This window comes from Tsukamurella asaccharolytica, from assembly GCF_007858435.1.
GTDB classification, from domain to species: domain Bacteria; phylum Actinomycetota; class Actinomycetes; order Mycobacteriales; family Mycobacteriaceae; genus Tsukamurella; species Tsukamurella asaccharolytica.
On sequence record NZ_VIGW01000003.1, the window covers coordinates 431,978 to 451,930 of the forward strand.

The window sequence follows — 19,953 nt, forward strand, 5'->3', positions numbered from 1 at the left end:
CCATGACGTCACTGCTCGCGCTCCTCCTGCGATCGCGCCGTATCGTCGCCATCGACACGGCGGACGGCTCGGTGACCACCGTGACCGACGCGGCCGGGCCCGCACCGGACGGCATCGTCGTCGTCGACGGAGTCCTGTACTGGACCACGATGGGTGAACCACGGGTCGATCCCGACATCCCCGGCGAGAAGGGCCGCGACTACTCGGCCAGGAGCGGCGGAGTGCACCGCTGCTCGATCGACGGCAGCGGCCTCGCCGACGTGCTGCCCGCCGGTTCCATCACCACCGGAAAGCAACTCACCACGGACGGCGCCGGATACCTGTACTGGAGCGACAGGGAGGGGTGCCGCGTTTCGCGGGCCCGGCTCGACGGCGCCGGGCTCGAGGACGTCGTCGCCTTCGATCGAGTGCCGGGCTGGGAGAACGAGTGCGTCGGCGTCGCCGTGGACGCGGAACGCTGGCACGTGTACTGGACGCAGAAGGGCCCGTCGAAAGGTGGACGGGGCCGTATCCTGCGCGTCGGGCTGCCCGCCCTCGACGGGGCCACCCCGCTCGATCACTCCGGTATCGAGGTCGTCTGGGACGGCCTGCCCGAGCCCATCGACCTCGAGATCCACGGGGACCACCTGTACTGGACGGACCGCGGCGATCCCGCGGCCGGGGGTAACACGCTCAACCGGGCCCCGCTAACGGCCGCGGGCGACCGTGGCGCCACCCCGGAGATCCTGGCGTCGGGATTCCACGAGGCGATCGGCCTCGCGATCGACGACGAAGCCGGGCTGGCCTACGTGTCCGCCCTGGACGGCGACATCCGCGCGATCGGTCTCCCCGGTACCACCGGGCGCGACGACCGCGTCCTGGCCCGGCTCGGCGAACCCGTCACCGGCCTCGCACTGTGGCGCTCCCCCGAGAGCGCGTCCTGATCCGACATCCGACCGGACGGAGTTCTCCGGTCGCCCGCCCGAGTGGCACTCCCGAAGGAGAATCTTCGTGTCCACGACCGAGACGAACAAGTCCCCCATCATCAAGCCCGGCAGCGAATCAAGGAGGGCCGCCTGGGGATTCACCGGCCTCGTCGTCTGCCTCTACGTCATCAACTGGAGCGACAAGGCCGTCCTCGGTCTCGTCGCCCCGTACCTGACCGACGAGGGCATCATCACCACGACCCAGCTCGGGTTGATCGGCAGCGCCTTTTACGTCCCGTTCCTGCTCGGCAACTGGTGTGCCGGGCTCATCAACCGGTCCATGGCGCTCCGCTGGTCCCTCGCCGCGCTGGCGATCAGTTGGTCGTTCGTGATGCTGCCCATCGTGCTATCGGCGACGTTCGTCGTGCTGCTCGTGACGAGGATGCTCCTCGGGCTGCTGGAGGGACCGTCCGCACCACTGGTGCACACCGCCATCTACTCCTGGCACCCGATGGAGAAGCGCGGCCTCCCGTCCGCCGTCGTGACGATGTCCGCATCCGTCGCCAAGCTATTCATCGCGCCCGCCCTCGCCCTCATGATCGGGGCCTTCGGATGGCGTTCGGCGTTCATCACCCTCGCCGTGGCGGGCCTGGTCTGGGTGCTCGTCTGGCTGCCGACGTGGAAGCTGGGGCCGTACGGCGGCGAGGCGAAGAAGACCGCCATCACGGTCGTCGACGACGAGCCCACCGTACCCTGGATCAAGGTCCTCACCTCGGGGACGTTCATCGGCGCGTGGCTGGCCAGCATGCCGATCTACGCCGTCGTCGCGTCCGTGCTGACCTTCCTCCCCTCGTACTTCAACCAAGCGCTGGGCTTCTCGAAGGTCGAGGCCGGAACGATGTTCGGTTTGCCTTCGGTGGCGAGCATCATCACCCTGGTCGGGATGACGATGTTCTCGGACCGCCTGGTGCAGCGAGGGTCCAGCACGCGGCTGCTGCGCATCATCGTTCCGACCCTGGGCCTGGTCTTGTGCGCCGTCGCGCTGCTGACGCTGCCCTACATCGACCAGCGGTACCTCGCGGTGGCCTGGGTGTCGATCGGATACGGGCTGGGCGTGACCGTGCTGCCGCTGTTCAACGCCGCGCTGTCGGACATCGTGCCCCCGCGTCAGGTCGCCGCCATGCTCGGAATCTTCCTGGGGCTACAGTCCATCGGCGGCATGTACGGCCCCTACCTTGCCGGGCGGATCGTCGAATCGGCCTCCAGCAAGGTCGCTGGCTACCCTCTCGCGTTCCAGGCGTTCGGCGCGATGTGCCTGGTCGGGGCACTGATCGCACTGGCCATCGCCAACCCGAAGCGCGATAAGGCCCGCCTGCGCGGAATCACGGACTGACCGACATGACCACCGATGCACCACGACGACCGAACGATGTACCTGTGACGGCGTTCAACACCGACGACGAATCCGCGACGGATCCGGCCCGGCGGGCGCAGATCGAGATCGGCGCCGCATGGCCGACGCGTTGGTGGCGCTCAACACGATCGAGCACCTCGCCGGCGAGGTGTTCGTCCCCGCGGAGGGCCCAGCCGGCAATCCCCTGAGCTTCGAGGCCACGCACCGCGCGCTCGCCACCAAGGACGGCCGGGCCGTCGCGGCCGTCGCGTACACCTACCACGACGTCCGTCGGCTGCTGCGCGCCGTGGGGCACCCGGACGCGGACGATCCGGTATGGGACGGCACGGTGCTGGACCGCCCGACCTTCTGCGGTGGGCTCGAGACGGTGCTCGCGCACTCTGCTCGCCTCACCCTCGCAGAGTGGGAGGAGTTCCTGACGGACAACGACATGCCGTACGGGGTGGTGACCGACATCGCCGAGCTCCCCCACGACCCGTACGTCCGGGAGATGGGGCTGATCACCGAGGTGGAGCACCCCTCCGAAGGGCGGATCCGCGTGGTGAGCAACCCGCTCGAGTACTCAGCGACGCCGGTCTATATCCGCCGCCACGCAGAACTCCCGGGACAAAGCACCGACGAGGTGTTCGGCCAGTTGCCGGACCGGAGCTAAGCGGATCCTCAATGCGCGCGGGCTCGCGACACCACGCTGGCCCGTCGAGTGGACGGAACTGGACCGAGACCCGGCTCCACAATCACGAGACGGAGGTGCAGCGCTCCGGCATCGCCCGTGCTGCCGTTCGAGCAGCAGGGCATCTTCTTCCTGCTGTTCGCCCCCACTCCAGGGACCGAGAGCCGCCCGATCCGCTTGGTGGACAGCATCGTCGAGGTCAACGAGTTCTTCCTCACCGGCGTGGTGGTGTAACTGCCAGTCACCGCATCGTCGGAGAGGGAAAGCCCAATCCCGCGACGTCGCAGCCGGCTCGCTTCGTCGTGCGGTGGGCGCGCCAGCTGCCGGTCCACTGCGGCGGGCGCTTCTGCGCGAACGCCAGGGTACCCTCGGCGGCGTCGTCGGTCGCGCGGATCGCGACGGACTCCGCGCTGCTGCGCTCCCTCGCGTCCGCCTCCGAGGAGTAGGCGCCGTCGGCGATCGACCGCGCGAGCCGCTTCGTGGCCCGGATAGCGAGCGGGGCGTTGGCCGCGATCTCCCTCGCCAGCTCCCGGGCCGCGGCCAGAACGGCGCCCGCGCCGACGACCCGGTTCACCAGGTCGAGTTCGAGCGCGCGCCGCGCGTCGATCTTCCGCCCCGTGAACAGGAGCTCGTGCGCCACCTTCGGGGGCAGGCTGTACCGAGCCGAATCGCTCCGCCGCCCGCGGCGATGATTCCGCGGCTGACCTCGGGAAGCCCGAACACCGCCGACTCGGCGGCGACAGCCAGATCGCAGGCGAGGACCAGTTCCGTGCCACCGCCGAGCGCGAACCCGTTCACCGCGGCGATCACGGGCACGGGCACCGCGTTGCGAACGAACCCGCCGAAACCCCACTCCGGATGCCCCTCGGCGACGATGGACTCGCCCCGCGACAACGCCTTGAGGTCGGCGCCGGCGCAAAAGGCGCGGTCGCCGGCACCCGTGACGATGACGGCGGCCACGGTGGTGTCCGCATCCGCCTCGGTCAGCGCGGTACCGAGTGCCGTGGCGAGCTCCGCGTTCACCGAGTTCATCGCTTCGGGCCGGTTCAGCGTGAGGGTGACCACCGCACCGTCGCGCTCCACCACCACCGTGTCGTTGACCGTCATTTACGTCTCCTCCCTCTGGAGTCACTTCGACACCGTCCGGTCTCCCACACCGCCCCGGCGGATTCCGACGCCAGTAGCGCCCGCCCGGGTGCGCGCACGCGATCGATCGATACCACTGTGGTGCTGCTCAATTGGTCAGCACCCCACCGTCGACCGGCAGCGTGATACCCGTGACGTAGGTGCTCGCGTCGGACGCCAGGAACAGCAGCGCCGGGTTCAGCTCCCCCTCCTTGCCGAGGCGTCCCATCAGGGTGCGCGGCACGACGTACCGGTCCAGAACCCCGTCCGCCAGCATCTCGTCGGTCATCTCGGACTGGAAGTAGCCCGGCGCGAGGGCGTTGACTCGGATCCCCTTGCGGGAGCCCCACTGCTGGGCAAGATCCCGTGTCAGTCCGATGACCGCCGCCTTACTCGCGGAGTACGCCGCCTGCGGCATCAGCACGCTCGTGATTCCGAGGATGCTCGCGATGTTGATGATCGAACTGCCCGGGCCCATTACGCGACCCGCGGCCTGTGCCATCCAGTACGTGCCGTTGAGATTGACGTCGATCACCCGGCGGAAGTCTTCGGGGAGCTCGCGGGTCGCCGGAACGGAGGCGGCGATACCGGCGTTGTTGACGAGCACGTCGACCCGGCCGAACTCCTCCATCGCGCGCGCGATCACGATGTTGCACGCCTCTGGGTCGGAGACGTCGCACGCCACCGCGAGCGCGCGGCATCCCTCCGCTTCGACGAGCTCGCGAGTGCGCTCGAGGAGCTCCAACCGGCGCGCGGCGAGAACCACATCGGCGCCCGCTTGCGCGAGGACCTGCGCGAAGCCGACACCGAGTCCGCTGGACGCGCCGGTGACGACGGCGACCCTGCCGTCCAGCCGGAACAGGTCGAAGATCTCGCTCATGGAATGTCCTTCCGTGTAGATGATGTCGCAGGGAGTCGGTCACGGAGGTGATGGGGGAGCAGGACGAGGTCGCCCAGTTCCCCGTCCCGTCCCCGGATGTGACCGCGCAACGCCTCGCCGGTGAAGCCCAGCGCAGAGAAGATGGCGAAGACGCGGTCCTCGTCCATCACGAGTTCGACGACACCGAATCGACCGCTCGGTCACACAGGGCCGCGCTCCGAGCATCTTCACGATGTGCCCACCTTCGGATATCAGTGCATGCATCATTTCAGCAGAATGTCGCTCGATCCGCGCCTCGAGTTCCTCCGGGCCGCGGCCACTACTCGGCCGGCTTCGCAGCCGCGCGCTTCCTCAGCTCCGCGCGTGCGAGGGAATTCTTGTGTACCTCATCCGGCCCGTCGGCGAACCGCAGGGTGCGGATGCCGGCGTAGGCCTCGGCGAGCGAGAAGTCCTGCGACAGACCGCCCGCGCCGTGCGCCTGGATGGCCTTGTCGAGGATCCACTGCACCGTCTGCGGGGTGGCGATCTTGATCGCCTGGATCTCCGTGTGGGCGCCGCGGTTGCCTACGGTGTCCATCAGCCACGCGGTCTTGAGCACCAGCAGACGCAGCTGCTCGATCCGTACGCGGGATTCGGCGATCCAGTCCCGGATCACGCCCTGCTCGGAGAGCGGCTTGCCGAAGGCGGTGCGGTTCGCGACGCGCTCGCACATCATCTCGACGGCCCGCTCGGCGACGCCGATCGAGCGCATGCAGTGGTGGATGCGGCCGGGCCCGAGGCGGGCCTGCGCGATGGCGAAGCCGTCGCCCTCGTCGCCGATCAGGTTGCTCGCGGGCACCCTCACGTCGGTGAAGCGCAGCTCCGCGTGGCCGCCGTGGTTGTTGTCCTCGTAGCCGAACACCTGCATACCGCGCAGCACCTCGAGGCCCGGAGTGTCGCGGGGCACGAGGATCTGCGACTGCTGGCGGTGACGCTCGGCATCGGGCGCGGTCTTGCCCATGACGATGAAGATCTGGCAGTTGGGGTTCATGGCGCCGGTGATCCACCACTTGCGGCCGTTGATCACGTAGTCGTCGCCGTCCCGGACGATCGAGAGGCCGATGTTGGTGGCGTCGGAGCTGGCTACGTCGGGTTCGGTCATGGCGAAGGCCGAGCGGATCTCACCGTTCATGAGCGGCGTGAGCCACTGTTCCTTCTGCGCGGGCGTGCCGAACTCGTTCAGCACCTCCATGTTGCCCGTGTCCGGGGCGGCGCAATTGAACACCGCCGGCGCGAGATGCAGGCTGCGGCCGGAGATCTCGGCGAGGGGCGCGTACTGCAGGTTAGTCAGCCCGCCGCCTCCCTCGCCGGGGAGGAAGAAGTTCCAGAAGCCCCGGCGGCGGGCCTCCGCGCGGAGCTCCGCCAGGATCGGGACGCTATCCCAGGCCCAGCGGTCGTCCAGCTCCGCCAGCTGGCGGTGGAAGGTCTCCTCCGCCGGGTAGACGTGGCTGTCCATGAAATCGTTGACCTGCCCGATCAGTTCGGTGGTCTTGGCGTCGTACGCGAAATCCATGTCAGTTCTCCTTCAGAGCGTCGAGTCCGGCGTCCAGCAGCGGGTTCACTGCCTGGCCGGCCTCGGCGAAGCCCTCGCCCACGGTCTGCCCGTTGACGTAGCGGTAGTGGATGCCCTCGACGATGCCTGCGAGCTTGAAGCAGGAGAGGGCGATGTAGAAGCCGAAATCGCCGAGGTCCCGGCTCGATCCGGCGGCGTAACGGTCGATGATCTGCTGCTCGTCGAGGTAGCCGGGTGCCTCGCTCACATCGCTGACCGTGTCGGCGGAGATCTTTGCCAGGCGCCCGTAGACCACCATCAGCGCGAGGTCTGTCAGCGAGTCGCCGATGGTCGCCAGCTCCCAGTCGACGACCGCGGCAGGCTCGTCCCGCGGAGAGACGAGCACATTGTCCAGACGGTAGTCGCCGTGCACGATGCCCGGCGCCGAGTCCGCCGGTACCCGTGCCTCGAGCGCGGCGAACAGCTCGTCGACCTGCGGCAGGTCGCGGGTGTGCGCGGCGGCGAACTGCTTCCGCCAGCGCTGCACCTGCCGACCCAGGAAGCCCTCGGGGCGACCGAAGTCGGCGAGGCCGACGCTCGCGGGGTCGACGTGGTGCAGATCGACGAGGGTGTCGACCAGCCGCTCGGAGATGGCCCGCGTGCGCTCGACACCGAGCGCCTCGAGCTCGGTCGCGCGGCGGTACGGCACCCCGTCGATCTCGCTCATCACGTAGAACGGCGCCCCGAGCACCTCGGGGTCGTCGCAGTAGGCGTACATCACCGGGACCGGCACGGCGGTTCCTCCGAGCGCCGACATCATCCGGTACTCGCGGCCCATGTCGTGCGCCGACGGCAAGAGCTTGCCGACGGGCGGCCGGCGCAGGATCCAGGATGAGGCACCGTCGGAGATGCGGTACGTGAGGTTGGACTTGCCGCCAGCGAGGAGGACCGCCTCGATGTGCGGGCCCGCCCCCGGCACGTGCTGCGGGAGCCAGGTGCCGAGGATGTCGAGGTCGAGGCCCGGGTGCTGCTCCGCCATCAGAAGACCACCACGGAGACGGTCTCGGCGACGCACGCGGGGCGGTCGCCGCCCTCGCGCTCGATGGTCACGCGCGCCACGACCTGCTGCCCGCCACCGCCCGGGGTCACCGAGACCAGTTCGACTCCGGCCCGGACGCGGGAGCCGACGGGCACCGGCGCCGGGAATCGGACCTTGTTGCTGCCGTAGTTGACGCCCATCGTCGTGCCCTCGACGGTGTAGATCTGCCACACCAGCATCGGGATGAGGGACAGGGTCAGATAGCCGTGGGCGATGGTCGAGCCGAACGGCCCGGATTTGGCCTTCTCCGGATCCACGTGGATCCACTGGTGATCGCCAGTGGCGTCCGCGAAGAGGTCGATCCGCTTCTGGTCGATCTCGACCCAGTCGCTGTAGCCGAGGTGCTCCCCTACTGCGGCCTGAAGCTCCTCGAGTCCGTTGAGTACGCGCATGTTCTCGTCCCTCGCCTGTCCGGTCCTAGTCCTTCGGCCCGCCCGCGACGTACACGACCTGCCCGGAGACGAAGCCGGCACCCTCGCTGGCGAAGAAGCTCGCGGTGTGCGCGATGTCGGCGGGCAGGCCCACGCGCTGCACCGGGATCTCCTTGGCCGCAGCGGCCTTGAAGTCCTCGAAGGAGACGCCGATCCGCTCGGCGGTCGCAGCGGTCATGTCGGTGGCGATGAATCCGGGGGCGATCGCATTCGCGGTCACGCCGAAGCGGCCGAGCTCGAGGGCGAGCGTCTTGGTCAGGCCCTGCATACCTGCCTTCGCCGCCGAGTAGTTGGCCTGGCCGCGATTACCCAGCGCCGACGTCGACGAGAGGTTGACGATGCGGCCCCACTTCTCCTGGGTCTGGTACTTCTGCACCTCGCGCGACATGAGGAAGGCGCCGCGCAAGTGCACACCCATGACCGAATCCCAGTCGGAGACGGTCATCTTGAACAGCAGGTTGTCACGGATGATGCCCGCGTTATTGACCAGGATGGTGGGCGGTCCGAGTTCCTCGGCGACGCGGGTGACGGCGGCGCCGACCTTCTCCTCGTCGGAGACGTCGACACCCACGCCGATGGCGCGGCCGCCGGCGGCGGTGATCTCGTCGGCGACCACTCGGCAGGCGGCCTCGTCGAGGTCGAGGACGGCGACGGCGTGCCCGTCGGAGGCGAGGCGGCGGGCCACCTCGGCACCGATGCCTCGGGCGGCTCCGGTCACGATGGCGATGCGCTGGGTCATGATGTGCTCCTTCAGGGGTGGACGGACGTATCGGCCAGGGCGGGAACGAGTTTCCGCAGGGCCGAACGGGTGGTGGCGGGGTCGGTGTGGTGCACGGCGCGGATGCCGAGGGCGGCGGCGCCGTTGATGTTCGGCGTCGCGTCGTCGATGAACGCGGCCCGCTCGGGCGGGACGTCAAGGGGGTCGAGCGCGAGCCGGAAGATGGCCGGGTCGGGCTTACGCACCCCCACCTCCTCCGAGATGATCACCGGCGCGAACAGGGCTGCGAGGCGCTCACGCGGGTAGAGGTTCCCGCCGCCCCAGCTGTTGGAGACGATCGCCACGGGCACGCCCGCCGCCCGCAGATCAGCGGCGAGCTCCCACATCGCGGGGTCCTCCTCGATCCGGGCGAACATCCGGCGCAGCACACCGTCGGGGCTCACCGGTGCGCCGGTCGTGGTGCGCAGCGCCGCGGCGAACTCGGCGTCGAACTCCGCCTCGGGCAACTCCCCGGTCTCCAGGCGGTGGATCGGGCTGCCCGCGGCGGCGTCGCGGCCGAGCCAGGCCTTGAGCGTGGCGGTGAAGCTGGCCGGTTCGATGCCCTCGTCGGCGATCCATGCTTCGATGCTGCGGCGCATCGGCCGGGTGAGGACGCCGCCGTAGTCGAACAGGACGGCGTCCACCTCTCGGTCGGCCGGGCTGTCCGCGCCCCGTCGCGCCGGGTCCGACGGTGCGCTCGTCATCGGTCCGCCTGGTAGACAACGCGGCCCACTGTGGTGCCGTCGCCGAGGCGCTGCAGGCCGTCGGGGACGGCGTCGAACGCGAGGCGCTCACTGACGAGGGGATTCACCACCCCCTGGTCGGCGAGGCTCGTGAGCTCCGCGTGGCACTGCTGCACGGCGGACGGGTCGTACCTGTTGTACAGACCCCAGTGCAGGCCGACGATCGAATAGTTCTTGATCAGCGCGTGATTGAGGGCGGCCTTTTGGATGGTGCCGCCGGCGAAACCGATGATGAGGATCCGGCCCTCGAAGGCGATGCACTTGGTGGAACGCTGGTAGGTCTCGCCGCCGACCGGGTCGTAGATGACGTCGGCGCCGCGGCCGTCGGTCTCGGCCTTGACCACCTCGACGAAATCCTGGGTGTGCCGATCGATCACGACATCGGCGCCCAGCGCGCGAGCGACTTCGGCCTTCTCCGGCCCACCGACGACGCCGATCACCCTGGCCCCGGCGGCCTTGCCGAGCTGGACGGCGGCGCTGCCGACGCCGCCGGCGGCGGCGTGCACGAGGAGGGTCTCGCCGGCCTGCAGGTGTGCGCGGCGGTGCAGCCCGAACCACCCTGTCTGGTAGCCGATGAACAGCGACGAGGCCTGCGCGTCATCGAGCGACGCCGGCGCCGGGAAGGCCTGCGCCGCAGTGAGAGCCGCGTACTCCGCGAAGCCGCCGTGGGGAAGAGCGGAAGCGCCCAGGACGCGCTGCCCCACCGTGAAGCCCTCGACGCCCTCGCCGAGAGCGACGACCTCGCCGCACAGCTCGACGCCGGGGGTGAACGGCAGATCGGGCTTCACCTGGTACAGCCCGCGGCACAGGAGGACGTCGGGGAAGTTCGCCGCCGTCGCGAGCGTGCGCACGACGACCTGCCCCGGGCTCGGTTCGGGGACCGGAAGATCGGCCTCGCGGACCACCGCGAGCGGCTCCCCCAGTTCGGGTACCTGCCAGGCCCTCATCGGTCGGCCTCCTTCGTCTCCAGCCGCTGCTGCAGCTTGTTCATGCCGTGCAGCCAGGTGTCGGTGGCACCCGCGCGCGTGGCGTAATACCTCGCGACCTCGGGGTGCGGGAGGATGAGGAACTCGTCGCCGGCAAGCGCGTCGACCGCCTGCGTCGCCACCTGCTCGGGGGTGAGCGCGGAGTCGTGACTGAGCAGCTCCTCCAGATCGCCCGACTGCTCCAACATGCGGGTGCGCACGCCCTGAGGGCAGATCGCCTGGACCACGACGCCGCGGTGGCGGTAGGTCGCGGAGAGCCACTCGGCGAAGGCGACGGCGGCGTGCTTGGTCACCGAGTACGCGGGCGCGCCGAGCATGGTGAGCAGGCCCGCTGCGGAGGCGGTGACCACGAACCGGCCACTGCCGGCCGCGACCCAGTCGGGGACGAGCAACCGGGCGGCGCGCACGTGCGCCAGCACGTTGACCTCCAGCGACAGCGCCCAGTCGGATTCGGCTGTGTCGAGGCCGCGGCCGCGGTCGACGCCCGCGTTGGCGTACCAGGCGTCGATCGTGCCGAGCTCGCGGCGCGCCGTCGCGACGAGCGCGGCGACGCCCTCCTCGGAGGCCGCGTCGCCCGGCGCGGCGTACGCGGCGCCGCCCGCGGCGGTGATCTCGCCGGCGGTGCGCGCGGCACCGTCGGCATCGAGGTCCGCGACGACGACGCGCGCCCCCCGCGCGGCGAGCTCGCGGGCGAGTGCCTCGCCGATGCCGTTGCCCGCGCCCGTGACGACGACGCCCTTGTCCTTCGGATCGAAGGCCGCCACCGGCCTAGACCCCGCCGGTGAGCAGGACGCCACCGTCGACGGTGAGCGTCTGGCCGGTCATCCAGGCTGCGTCTTCCGAGAGCAGGAAGGCGACGACCGAGCCGATGTCGTCCGGGACGCCGAGGCGCTTGAGCGGGTACGCAGTCGAGATCTGCTCCTCGCGCCCCTCGTAGAGGGCCGCGGCGAAGCGGGTCTTGACCACGGCCGGCGCGACGGCGTTGACCCGGATGTCCGGGCCGAGCTCGACGGCCAGCTCCTCGGTCAGGTGGATCACGGCGGCCTTCGAGACGCCGTAGAAGCCGATGCCGGGCGCGGGACGCAGCCCGGCGACGGAGCCGACGTTGACGATGGCGCCGCCGTGCTCCTTGAGCCACGCGGCGTGGACCTTCTTGGTCCAGGACAGCGTCGAGAGCACGTTGACCTCGAGGATCTTGCGCGCGGCGGCGAGGTCGATATCCATCAGCGGGCCGTAGACCGGGTTGATGCCGGTGTTGTTGACGAAGAAGTCGGCGCGGCCGAAGGTCTCGATCGCGGTGGCGATCACCTGATCCTGGTGCGCCTCGTCGTCCCCCGAGCCGGCGACGGCCGCCGCCACGTCCGGGCCACCCAACTCGGCGACGGCGGCGTCGAGCGCCTCCTGCTTGCGCGCCGTGATGACGACCTTCGCGCCGTCGGCCACCAGCCGCTGCGCGACGGCGAGGCCGATCCCGCGGCTCGCTCCCGTGACGATCGCGGTCTTCCCGGCGAATCGGGTCATACTTCACACCTTCCTAGAACCTGACTAAGCGCTCGCTTATTTTGTAGCCTACGACACACCGCGCCGAAAGAGGATCCATTCAGGGGCGAACCTCTGTGACCCTCATCACAGTAAGGAGGTTACAACTCCCGGACCTCGAGAACGACGAAGCGGCCCGCACGCCGAGGCGCGCGGACCGCTCCGTGGGCGGTCACGGGTCAGCTGAGCCGCTCGATGATCATCGCCATGCCCTGGCCGCCGCCGACGCACATGGTCTCGAGGCCGAACTGCTTGTCGTGCCACTGCAGCGAGTTGATGAGCGTGCTGGTGATCCGCGCACCGGTCATGCCGAAGGGGTGCCCGACGGCGATCGCCCCGCCGTTGACGTTGACCTTGTCGGCGTCGATGCCCAGGGCGCGCACCGACGGGATCACCTGCGCCGCAAAGGCCTCGTTGACCTCCATGAGGTCGATGTCGCCGATCGACAGGCCGGCGCGCTGCAGCGCCTGCTTCGAGGCTTCGACGGGGCCGAGGCCCATGATCTCGGGCGACAGGCCGGTCACGCCGGTCGAGACGATGCGCGCGAGCGGCGTCAGTCCGAGCGCCTTCGCCTTGGTGTCGGACATGATCACCACGGCCGCCGCGCCATCGTTGAGCGGGCAGCAGTTGCCGGCCGTGACGGTGCCGTCCGGGCGGAAGACCGGCTTGAGCCCGGCGATACCCTCGTAGGTCACCCCGGCGCGCGGACCGTCGTCCTTGGCGACGACGGTGCCGTCGGCGAGCGTGACCGGGGTGATGTCCTTGTCCCAGAAACCCGACGCGATAGCGGCCTCGGCACGGTTCTGGCTGCGCACGCCCCATTCGTCCTGGTCCTGACGGCTGACGTTCTTGAACTGCGCGACGTTCTCCGCGGTCTGGCCCATGGCGATGTAGACGTCGGGCAGCACGCCGGACTCGCGCGGGTCGACCCAGGTCTGGCCGCCGCCCGCGAAGGTCGCGGTGCGGGCCTGGGCGTCGTCGAAGATCGGGTTCTTGGTGTCGGGCAGGCCGTCGGCGTTGCCCTTGATGTAGCGGCTCACGGTCTCGACGCCACCGGAGATGAAGACGTCGCCCTCGCCGGCCTTGATCGCATGGAAGGCCATGCGGCTGGTCTGCAGGCTCGAGCTGCAGTAGCGGTTGACGGTGACGCCGGGGAGGTGATCGAGGCCGGCCTCGACAGCGATCACGCGGGCGATGTTGAAGCCGGACTCGCCCGCGGGCTGGCCACAACCGAACATGAGGTCGTCGATCTCGCGGGGATCGAGACCCGGCACCTTGGCCAGGGCGGCCTGCACCATCTGGACCGCGAGATCGTCGGGCCGCGCGTCCTTGAGCGAGCCCTTCGCAGCGCGCCCGATGGGTGAGCGAGCAGTGGAGACGATGACGGCTTCTGGCATGGAATGACCTCCGAGTTGAACCAATACTGACTAAGCGCTCGCTTAGCGGTGTATCATTTATTCTGCACCACTGAGAGCCGGTCGTCATTCGACCGTTCGCTGTGGTCCCATTCACAGTAGAGACACCGCGGCGAAGCTTCCGCATCGCGGTGTCGCCGGAGGGCACGATGACCGAAGCCGACGCACCGTCCCGCGCCGACGCCACCCGCGCGCGGTTACTGGCCGCGGCCGCGGAGGCCTTCGCCGACCGCGGCTTCCACGGCACCACCACCAGGGACATCGCCGCGGCCGCCGGCATGAGCCCCGCGGCCGTGTACGTGCACTACAAGTCCAAGGAACAGCTGCTGCACCACCTCTCGCGCGTCGGGCACGAGCGGATCATCGAGACGATCGACGCGGTGGACGACCCCGCGCACTCCCCCACCGTGCGCCTGGCCGCGACGATGCGGGCCTTCGCGACGCACCACGCGTCGTCGCATACGAGTGTCCGCGTGGTCAACTACGAGCTCGACGCGCTCAGCCCGGAGCACCGCGCCGAGATCGGCACGCTGCGCCGCGAGATCACCCGCCGGCTGCGCGCGATCGTGGACGCCGGCGTCGCCGACGGCTCCTTCGACACCCCGGACCCGCGGATGGCCACCATCGCCGTCCTCTCCAGCGGCATCGACATCGGCCGCTGGTACCACGACGGCGGCGAGATCACCCCCGATCGCATCGGCGACTTCTACGCCGACCTCGCCCTGCGCACCGTCGGGGCGAGGACCACCGACTCCACCGACTCCGCCGACACCCCGCACTAGAGAACCCGAGGAGAACACCATGCGTCGCACCGTCTACACCGCCGACCACGAGGCCTTTCGCGAGACCCTCCGCGCCTTCATCGAGGCGGAGGTCGTGCCGCACTACGACGAGTGGTACGCCAACGGCATCGTGCCCAAGGACTTCTACCCCAAGCTCGGGGAGCTGGGTGTCTTCGGCATCGAGGTGCCCGAGGAGTACGGCGGCGCGGGCATCGAATCGTTCAAGTACCAGGCCGTGATCAGCGAGGAGCTGGCTCGCGCCGGCGTCTCCTTCGGCGGTTCCAGCGTGCACATCGCCCTCTGCCTGCCGTACCTGACGGGCCTCGGCACCGACGAGCAGAAACAGCGCTGGCTGCCCGGGATGGCCGCCGGCGAGCTCATGTTCGCCATCGCCATGACGGAGCCGGGCACCGGTTCCGATCTCGCGGGCATGAAGACCACCGCGAAGCGTTCCGAGGACGGCAGCCACTACGTCCTCAACGGTGCGAAGACCTTCATCACCGGCGGCGTCAACGCCGACCGCGTGATCGTCTGCGCGCGCACGGCCCCGGCCACCGCCGAGGACCGGCGCCACGGCATCTCCCTCTTCGTCGTGGACACCTCCCTCGACGGCTACGCCGTGGGACGCAAACTCGACAAGATCGGCCTGCGTACCTCCGACACGGCGGAGCTCTCGTTCACCGACGTCAAGGTGCCCGCCGCGGACCTCCTCGGCGAGGAGAACAAGGGCTTCTCCTACCTGGGCCAGAACCTGCCGCAGGAGCGCCTGTCGATCGCCGTGGGAGCGTACTCGCAGGCCGCCGCCGCGGTGCGTTTCGCGCAGGCCTACACCCAGGACCGCACCATCTTCGGCAAGTCCGTCGCGTCGTTCCAGAACACCAAGTTCGAGCTCGCCGCGTGCAAGGCGAAGGTCGACGCGATGGAGTCGAGCGTGGACCGCGGCCTCGAGTTGCACGACGCGGGCCAGCTCACCGCCGCGGACGCCGCCTCGCTCAAGCTGTTCTGCACCGAGGCCGCCTCCGACGTGATCGACCGCTGCCTGCAGTTGCACGGCGGCTACGGGTACATCAACGAGTACCCGATCGCGCGCCTCTACGCCGACAACCGCGTCAACCGGATCTACGGCGGCACCTCCGAGGTGATGAAGACCATCATCGCCAAGGACATGGGGCTCTAGGCGAAAGCCTCAGCGGCGGATCATCATCGATCGCCGGTGCCGCCGCCGAGGCGCCAACAGGGGCAGCAACGTCGGTGTACTGACGCTCTCCAGGCTCGTTGCCCAGTCTCGAACAGACTCCGTCGAACGCGGTATCAACCGGTCCAGACGTTGACCCAGCGCCGATCATCGGGCATCAGTGCTCCCTCGATCGCTCCATCGAACGTCGCGAGCACCGTGCCGTTGGACGCCGCCAGATTGACGAGCTGGAGGTCGGTCACCTGCCGACGCCCCATCAGCACGCGGGTGTCTATCGCGGGCGCCGCAAGCGAACCGGCGTCAGCGAGGAATCCCCAACCCCGCACCTGACGCATCGCCGCCAACTGCCCGAGCGCCTCGCCGCCGCTCACTTTCCGGCCCACGACGTGCTCGGTCAAAAGCAACCGGAGCAACCCCGCCTCGGTGGCGGGACACGTGCTCCAGGCATCCAGCTCGGCAAACCGATCATGCGCGATCACATGATGAACATGCTGATCCCAGGTCAAGGCGAGGAGCACGTTGACGTCAAGCAACATCGCCCGCGTCCGCCTCGTCATCGCGATAGGAAGTCACCAGTTCGTCCGTCACCAGATGTCCAGGAACGCCGGACAGTACAGGAAAGCCCGATGGGGCACGACGCGTTACGCGCGCAACCCTGAGCCCGGAGAGCGCAAGCTCGGAAACGGCCCTACCCAGCGAAATATGCTCGGCGGCCGCCTTCGCTCGGGCGGCACTGAGCACCGCCGGGTCCAAGTCAAGGGTCGTTCGCATCAACACATCATAGCATCAACACACCGATCGCAGAATGGGCCGAGATGGACAGGGCGAACAGCTCATGCGCGATCACACGACGAACATGGTGGCGCTCGCCCCGTCACCACACCCTGACGCGCTCCTGCGGCTCCAGCCACTCCCTGTCACCGGGCTTGACACCGAAGGTCGCGGCGAAGGCACTCACGTTCTTGACCACCTGATTCGCGCGGAACTCGTTCGGCGCGTGCGGATCCGTGGCGAGAGACTGGATCGCGGCGGCCTCGCGCGCCTTGTTACGCCAGATCCGGCCCCAGCTCAGGAACAGCGGCGTCAGGTCCGGGTCCGCGCCCGCCCCCGCGCTCGGCGCGATGCTCTCCGACGATCCGCCGCCGGCCGACGGCGCGCTGCTCGCCTGCGCGGCCGCCTCGGTCCCGGCGTCGCGGTTCGCGACGGCGATCCGGTAGGCGGCGATCGCGATGGACAGGCCGCCCAGGTCGGCGAGGTTCTCCCCCACCGTGAGCCCGCCGTTGACCGTGTTCGTCGGCGGCAGGCCGGCCGGGACCAGGGCGTTGTACTGCGCGATGAGCGCCTTGGTGCGCTTGTCGAACTCGGCCCGGTCGGCGGGCTCCCACCAGTCCTTGAGGTTGCCGTCACCGTCGTACTTGGCGCCCTGGTCGTCGAAGGCGTGGCCGATCTCGTGCCCGATCACGGCGCCGATACCGCCGTAATTGACGGCGGCCTGCGCGTCGGGCGAGAAGAACGGCGACTGCAGGATCGCGGCCGGGAAGACGATCTCGTTCATCCCGGGGTTGTAGTACGCGTTCACCGTCTGCGGCGTCATCAGCCACTCACCCTTGTCCACCGGCTTGGCGAGTTTCGCCAGCTGATAGGCGTTCTCGAACTCGCCCGACGCGCGGACGTTGGCGACGATCGACGTGCGATCGGTCTTGAGATCGCGGTAGTCGCGCCACTGGTCGGGATAGCCGATCTTGGTGCGGATCTTCTCCAATTTGGCCGACGCGGCTTGCCGGGTCGCCGGGGTCATCCAGTCCAGGTCCGCGAAGCTGGCGCGGTACGCGCTGCGCAAGTTGTTCACGAGTTGCTCGGCCTGCTGCTTGGCATCCGACGGGAAGTGCTTCTTGACGTACAGCTTCCCGAGCGCCTCGCCGAGGGCGCCCTCGACCACCGCGACGCCCCGCTTCCAGCGGTCGCGTTGCTGCTCGACCCCGCTGAGCGTCTTCGAATAGAACTCGAAGTTCGCCGTGACGAAGGGCTCGGAGAGATACGCGGCATAGGCGCGCACCACCTGGATCCGGGCGTGGTCCTTGAGAGTGCCGAGATCGGTGTCCGCCCACAGCTTCGCCGCGGACGTCAGGGAGCTCGGCTGCGAGACCACGACGTTCTTCGCGTCGTCGGCCTTGATGCCCACCGCCCGCTGCCAGCGGTCCCAGTCGTAGCCGGGGGCGAGCCTCGCCAGTTCGGACCACGGGTACGGGTTGTAGGTCGCTGTGGCGTCGCGGGAGCGGACCCGATCCCAGTGTCCCTTCGCGACCGCCGTCTCGAAGGCGAGCACGCGCGCGGCCACGCCGGGCGCGTCGGACAGGCCGGCGAGCGAGGCCGTCTTCTCGAGATAGGCGCGGTACTTGTCGCGCACCGCGGCGTACTTCGGGTCGCGGTAGTAGGCCTCGTCGGGCAGGCCGATGCCGGACTGCACGAGGCTCAGCACGTACTTCGACGAGTCCTTCTGGTCGGTGTCGACGTAGTAGCCGACCAGACCGCTCACACCCTGCTTCTGGTGCGCGCCGATCACATCGAGCAGGGCCGCCTTGTCGGCGGCCTTGTCGATCGCCTCGAGGTCGGGCTTGATCGGATTCGCGCCCTCCCGATCGATCCGGCCCGTATCCATGAACGAGTCGTAGACATCGCGGATGTTCGCCTCGTCGCTGCGCGTCCGCGGATCCTTGATGTTCTCGATGATGGCCTTGAGCTGGTCCAGCGCGCGATCCGACAGGTCCGTGAAAGTGTTGAACGAGGCCTTGTCCGCCGGGATCGTGTAGCCATCGGCCCAGGCGCCGTTCACGTGCCGGAACAAGTCGTCCTGCGGCCGCACACCCGGCGCGGCGCCGCTCATGTCCGGCCCGGTCAGCGGTCGCGCGGGCTGCGCGGAGGAGGACGGCGAGCTCCCCCCGGGCGAGGACACACCGCACGCGGCGAGCACCGCGGTGCCCGCGAGCACGCCGAAACCGGCGAGGAACCGCCGGCGGTCGAGCCCGCCCGACGGTGCGCCGAACGGGTCGCGGTCCGGACGGGGCGGATGGGCGGAAGACTGTGCATCACCGGTCTGCATACCCGAATCTAACCCCATCGGCGGAGCGGATGGTGCGACACGCTAACAACCCGAGTCGGGCGTCGCCGTCCGCCGCGAGGTGAGCGCGATGGCGAAGACGACGAGCGCGATGCCGACTGCCTCCAGCCACCCCGGCCGCTGGCCCAGCATCACCGCGCCGACGCCGGTGGCGGTCACCGGGAGCAGGGCGAGCAGCAGCGCGAACCGCTCGCGGCCGACGCGCGTGAGGACCACCTGGTCCAGCACGTACGGGACCACCGAGCTGAGCAGTCCGAGGCCCAGGCCGAGGACCCACACCTCCCAGCTGAGGAAGGCGTCGGGGCGCGTTGCGAGGTCGGGCCCCAGGCCCGGCAGCGCGAGCACCAGGGCACCCGCGGCCAGGCCGACACCGAGCCCCTCGATGCCGCCGCCGGCGTCGGCGACGCGCTTGCCGAGCACGATGTACCCCGCCCACAGCGCGGCGGCGAGCAACGCGCAGGCGATGCCGATAGCGCCGTCGGAGCCGAGACCGCCTCCGGTCGCGCCGTCGAGGTTGACGCCCGCGACGCACACCACGCCGGCCAGGGCCGCGGCGGCCGCGAGCAGGTCGACGGCACGCCGCGACCCGGCGACGGCCACGGCAATCGGCCCGAGGAACTCGATCGCGACGGCCGTGCCGAGGTCGATGTGGTCGATGGCCTCGTAGAAGGCCATGTTCATGGCGACGGTCACGGTGCCGAAGAGCGCCGCGGAACGCAGCCGCGCCCGGGTCCAGTCGGCGCGGCGCGGGCGCAGCGCGATCAGCAGGATGAGGCCGGCGCCGGCGCCGCGCAGCCAGGCAACGGCGACAGGTGAGAGCTGCTCGAACAGGCCGACGCCGAGGGAGGCACCGACGTACTGGCTGATCGCCCCGATCACGAACATCGCCGGGATCATCAGCTGTGTCACGCGCCTCACCCTAGGGGACGGTCCCCGCGCCCCGCACCCGCGTTTCCTGCGGGTCCCGCCGCGGCTTCTCCTGCCTCGGACGATGTTCACCCTGGGAGAACATGACGCCCACCTCCCCGGTGTGGTGGAACAAATGGGTACTCTCGGACGTATACAGAGATGTAAGAACGGTTCGTGAGGAACGGAGGAGTCATGACGAACACAGTCACTTCAGAGGCCCCCGCGGGCGATGCCTTCGCTCCCCTGACGGCGTCCGACCGCTGCGATCGATGCTCGGCGGCCGCCCAGGTCCGGGCGGTACTCCCGTCGGGCTTCGAGCTGCTCTTCTGCGGGCATCACTTCACCGAGCACCGCGCGAAGCTGGAGGCGCAGGGCGCCACCGTCGCGGGAGAGCCCGTCTCGGTCTAGGTATCCATCGACGCGACGGCGCCGTGCACCCGCCCTACTTCCGGGT

Annotated in this window: 20 protein-coding genes and 1 pseudogene; 7 read left to right on the plus strand and 14 right to left on the minus strand. The window is 69.4% G+C overall.

Features of this window, described 5'->3' with window-relative positions:
* Positions 1-2: 2 nt before the first annotated feature.
* The 4 genes from FK529_RS08305 to FK529_RS20700 all read left to right on the plus strand — a co-directional run bounded on the left by FK529_RS08305 (position 3) and on the right by FK529_RS20700 (position 3,223).
* Positions 3-923 carry an SMP-30/gluconolactonase/LRE family protein gene (locus tag FK529_RS08305; RefSeq protein WP_146560497.1) on the plus strand — a complete coding sequence of 307 codons (921 nt, stop codon included), beginning with the start codon at positions 3-5 and terminating at the stop codon, positions 921-923.
* 67 nt (positions 924-990) lie between these two features.
* A complete protein-coding gene (locus tag FK529_RS08310; RefSeq protein WP_231702994.1) occupies positions 991-2,298 on the plus strand; it encodes an MFS transporter in 1,308 nt (435 codons plus the stop codon).
* Positions 2,299-2,416: 118 nt separating this feature from the next.
* Complete coding sequence (locus FK529_RS08315; RefSeq protein WP_146560498.1) at positions 2,417-2,971, plus strand: CoA transferase; 555 nt, start codon at positions 2,417-2,419, stop codon at positions 2,969-2,971.
* A gap of 117 nt (positions 2,972-3,088) precedes the next feature.
* On the plus strand, positions 3,089-3,223 hold the full coding sequence (locus FK529_RS20700) for a hypothetical protein (protein WP_269432085.1): 135 nt from the start codon (positions 3,089-3,091) through the stop codon (positions 3,221-3,223).
* Positions 3,224-3,230: 7 nt separating this feature from the next.
* On the opposite strand, the pseudogene FK529_RS20815 reads toward FK529_RS20700, so the two are convergent.
* From FK529_RS20815 to FK529_RS08370, 11 genes and pseudogenes are all read right to left on the minus strand, one after another.
* Positions 3,231-4,096 (minus strand): annotated as a pseudogene (locus FK529_RS20815) (enoyl-CoA hydratase-related protein).
* Positions 4,097-4,223: 127 nt separating this feature from the next.
* Positions 4,224-4,994: an SDR family NAD(P)-dependent oxidoreductase gene (locus tag FK529_RS08325; RefSeq protein WP_146560499.1), complete on the minus strand. Its 771-nt coding sequence runs from the start codon at positions 4,992-4,994 to the stop codon at positions 4,224-4,226.
* Between the two features lie 319 nt (positions 4,995-5,313).
* Positions 5,314-6,546 carry an acyl-CoA dehydrogenase family protein gene (locus tag FK529_RS08330; RefSeq protein WP_146560500.1) on the minus strand — a complete coding sequence of 411 codons (1,233 nt, stop codon included), beginning with the start codon at positions 6,544-6,546 and terminating at the stop codon, positions 5,314-5,316.
* Position 6,547: 1 nt separating this feature from the next.
* Positions 6,548-7,564 (minus strand): phosphotransferase family protein, encoded by a 1,017-nt coding sequence (locus FK529_RS08335; RefSeq protein WP_146560501.1) that lies wholly within the window; start codon positions 7,562-7,564, stop codon positions 6,548-6,550.
* Positions 7,564-8,016: a MaoC family dehydratase gene (locus FK529_RS08340; protein WP_146560502.1), complete on the minus strand. Its 453-nt coding sequence runs from the start codon at positions 8,014-8,016 to the stop codon at positions 7,564-7,566. The genes FK529_RS08335 and FK529_RS08340 overlap by 1 nt, the downstream gene beginning before the upstream one ends.
* A gap of 25 nt (positions 8,017-8,041) precedes the next feature.
* A complete protein-coding gene (locus FK529_RS08345) occupies positions 8,042-8,794 on the minus strand; it encodes an SDR family oxidoreductase (protein ID WP_146560503.1) in 753 nt (250 codons plus the stop codon).
* 11 nt (positions 8,795-8,805) lie between these two features.
* Complete coding sequence (locus FK529_RS08350) at positions 8,806-9,516, minus strand: HAD family hydrolase (protein WP_146560504.1); 711 nt, start codon at positions 9,514-9,516, stop codon at positions 8,806-8,808.
* Positions 9,513-10,502, minus strand: coding sequence for an NADPH:quinone oxidoreductase family protein (locus tag FK529_RS08355; protein WP_146560505.1), 990 nt, complete (start codon positions 10,500-10,502; stop codon positions 9,513-9,515). The genes FK529_RS08350 and FK529_RS08355 overlap by 4 nt, the downstream gene beginning before the upstream one ends.
* Positions 10,499-11,305 carry an SDR family NAD(P)-dependent oxidoreductase gene (locus FK529_RS08360; protein ID WP_146560506.1) on the minus strand — a complete coding sequence of 269 codons (807 nt, stop codon included), beginning with the start codon at positions 11,303-11,305 and terminating at the stop codon, positions 10,499-10,501. Before FK529_RS08360 ends, FK529_RS08355 begins: the two co-directional genes overlap by 4 nt.
* Before the next feature lie 4 nt (positions 11,306-11,309).
* Positions 11,310-12,062 carry an SDR family oxidoreductase gene (locus FK529_RS08365; RefSeq protein WP_146560507.1) on the minus strand — a complete coding sequence of 251 codons (753 nt, stop codon included), beginning with the start codon at positions 12,060-12,062 and terminating at the stop codon, positions 11,310-11,312.
* A gap of 197 nt (positions 12,063-12,259) precedes the next feature.
* Positions 12,260-13,477 carry an acetyl-CoA C-acetyltransferase gene (locus FK529_RS08370; RefSeq protein ID WP_146560508.1) on the minus strand — a complete coding sequence of 406 codons (1,218 nt, stop codon included), beginning with the start codon at positions 13,475-13,477 and terminating at the stop codon, positions 12,260-12,262.
* 167 nt (positions 13,478-13,644) lie between these two features.
* On the opposite strand from FK529_RS08370, the gene FK529_RS08375 reads away from it, so the two are divergent.
* Both FK529_RS08375 and FK529_RS08380 read left to right on the plus strand, forming a co-directional pair.
* Positions 13,645-14,277 (plus strand): TetR/AcrR family transcriptional regulator, encoded by a 633-nt coding sequence (locus tag FK529_RS08375; RefSeq protein ID WP_146560509.1) that lies wholly within the window; start codon positions 13,645-13,647, stop codon positions 14,275-14,277.
* A gap of 19 nt (positions 14,278-14,296) precedes the next feature.
* Positions 14,297-15,454, plus strand: a complete 1,158-nt coding sequence (locus FK529_RS08380; RefSeq protein WP_146560510.1) for an acyl-CoA dehydrogenase family protein — start codon at positions 14,297-14,299, stop codon at positions 15,452-15,454.
* Between the two features lie 134 nt (positions 15,455-15,588).
* Here FK529_RS08380 and FK529_RS08385 read toward each other — a convergent pair whose 3' ends face one another.
* The 3 genes from FK529_RS08385 to FK529_RS08400 form a co-directional block, all read right to left on the minus strand.
* Complete coding sequence (locus FK529_RS08385) at positions 15,589-16,008, minus strand: TA system VapC family ribonuclease toxin (protein ID WP_146560511.1); 420 nt, start codon at positions 16,006-16,008, stop codon at positions 15,589-15,591.
* 338 nt (positions 16,009-16,346) lie between these two features.
* The gene (locus FK529_RS08395; protein ID WP_166436398.1) at positions 16,347-18,356 is read right to left on the minus strand and encodes a M13 family metallopeptidase; all 2,010 of its coding nucleotides are present in this window, start codon (positions 18,354-18,356) and stop codon (positions 16,347-16,349) included.
* 258 nt (positions 18,357-18,614) lie between these two features.
* Positions 18,615-19,499, minus strand: a complete 885-nt coding sequence (locus FK529_RS08400) for an EamA family transporter (protein ID WP_231702995.1) — start codon at positions 19,497-19,499, stop codon at positions 18,615-18,617.
* Between the two features lie 192 nt (positions 19,500-19,691).
* Here FK529_RS08400 and FK529_RS08405 point away from each other — a divergent pair, with 192 nt between their 5' ends.
* Positions 19,692-19,907 (plus strand): DUF7455 domain-containing protein, encoded by a 216-nt coding sequence (locus FK529_RS08405; RefSeq protein ID WP_146560513.1) that lies wholly within the window; start codon positions 19,692-19,694, stop codon positions 19,905-19,907.
* Positions 19,908-19,953 lie beyond the last annotated feature (46 nt).

Excerpts from the sequence above, each read along its gene's own strand:
- FK529_RS08305 (WP_146560497.1), top strand. The coding sequence starts at position 3 with ATGACGTCACTGCTCGCGCTCCTCCTGCGATCGCGCCGTATCGTCGCC.
- FK529_RS08315 (WP_146560498.1), top strand. The coding sequence starts at position 2,417 with ATGGCCGACGCGTTGGTGGCGCTCAACACGATCGAGCACCTCGCCGGC.
- FK529_RS08325 (WP_146560499.1), bottom strand. The coding sequence starts at position 4,994 with ATGAGCGAGATCTTCGACCTGTTCCGGCTGGACGGCAGGGTCGCCGTC.
- FK529_RS08330 (WP_146560500.1), bottom strand. The coding sequence starts at position 6,546 with ATGGATTTCGCGTACGACGCCAAGACCACCGAACTGATCGGGCAGGTC.
- FK529_RS08335 (WP_146560501.1), bottom strand. The coding sequence starts at position 7,564 with ATGGCGGAGCAGCACCCGGGCCTCGACCTCGACATCCTCGGCACCTGG.
- FK529_RS08340 (WP_146560502.1), bottom strand. The coding sequence starts at position 8,016 with ATGCGCGTACTCAACGGACTCGAGGAGCTTCAGGCCGCAGTAGGGGAG.
- FK529_RS08345 (WP_146560503.1), bottom strand. The coding sequence starts at position 8,794 with ATGACCCAGCGCATCGCCATCGTGACCGGAGCCGCCCGAGGCATCGGT.
- FK529_RS08350 (WP_146560504.1), bottom strand. The coding sequence starts at position 9,516 with ATGACGAGCGCACCGTCGGACCCGGCGCGACGGGGCGCGGACAGCCCG.
- FK529_RS08355 (WP_146560505.1), bottom strand. The coding sequence starts at position 10,502 with ATGAGGGCCTGGCAGGTACCCGAACTGGGGGAGCCGCTCGCGGTGGTC.
- FK529_RS08365 (WP_146560507.1), bottom strand. The coding sequence starts at position 12,062 with ATGACCCGATTCGCCGGGAAGACCGCGATCGTCACGGGAGCGAGCCGC.
- FK529_RS08370 (WP_146560508.1), bottom strand. The coding sequence starts at position 13,477 with ATGCCAGAAGCCGTCATCGTCTCCACTGCTCGCTCACCCATCGGGCGC.
- FK529_RS08375 (WP_146560509.1), top strand. The coding sequence starts at position 13,645 with ATGACCGAAGCCGACGCACCGTCCCGCGCCGACGCCACCCGCGCGCGG.
- FK529_RS08380 (WP_146560510.1), top strand. The coding sequence starts at position 14,297 with ATGCGTCGCACCGTCTACACCGCCGACCACGAGGCCTTTCGCGAGACC.
- FK529_RS08385 (WP_146560511.1), bottom strand. The coding sequence starts at position 16,008 with ATGTTGCTTGACGTCAACGTGCTCCTCGCCTTGACCTGGGATCAGCAT.
- FK529_RS08395 (WP_166436398.1), bottom strand. The coding sequence starts at position 18,356 with ATGAGCGGCGCCGCGCCGGGTGTGCGGCCGCAGGACGACTTGTTCCGG.
- FK529_RS08405 (WP_146560513.1), top strand. The coding sequence starts at position 19,692 with ATGACGAACACAGTCACTTCAGAGGCCCCCGCGGGCGATGCCTTCGCT.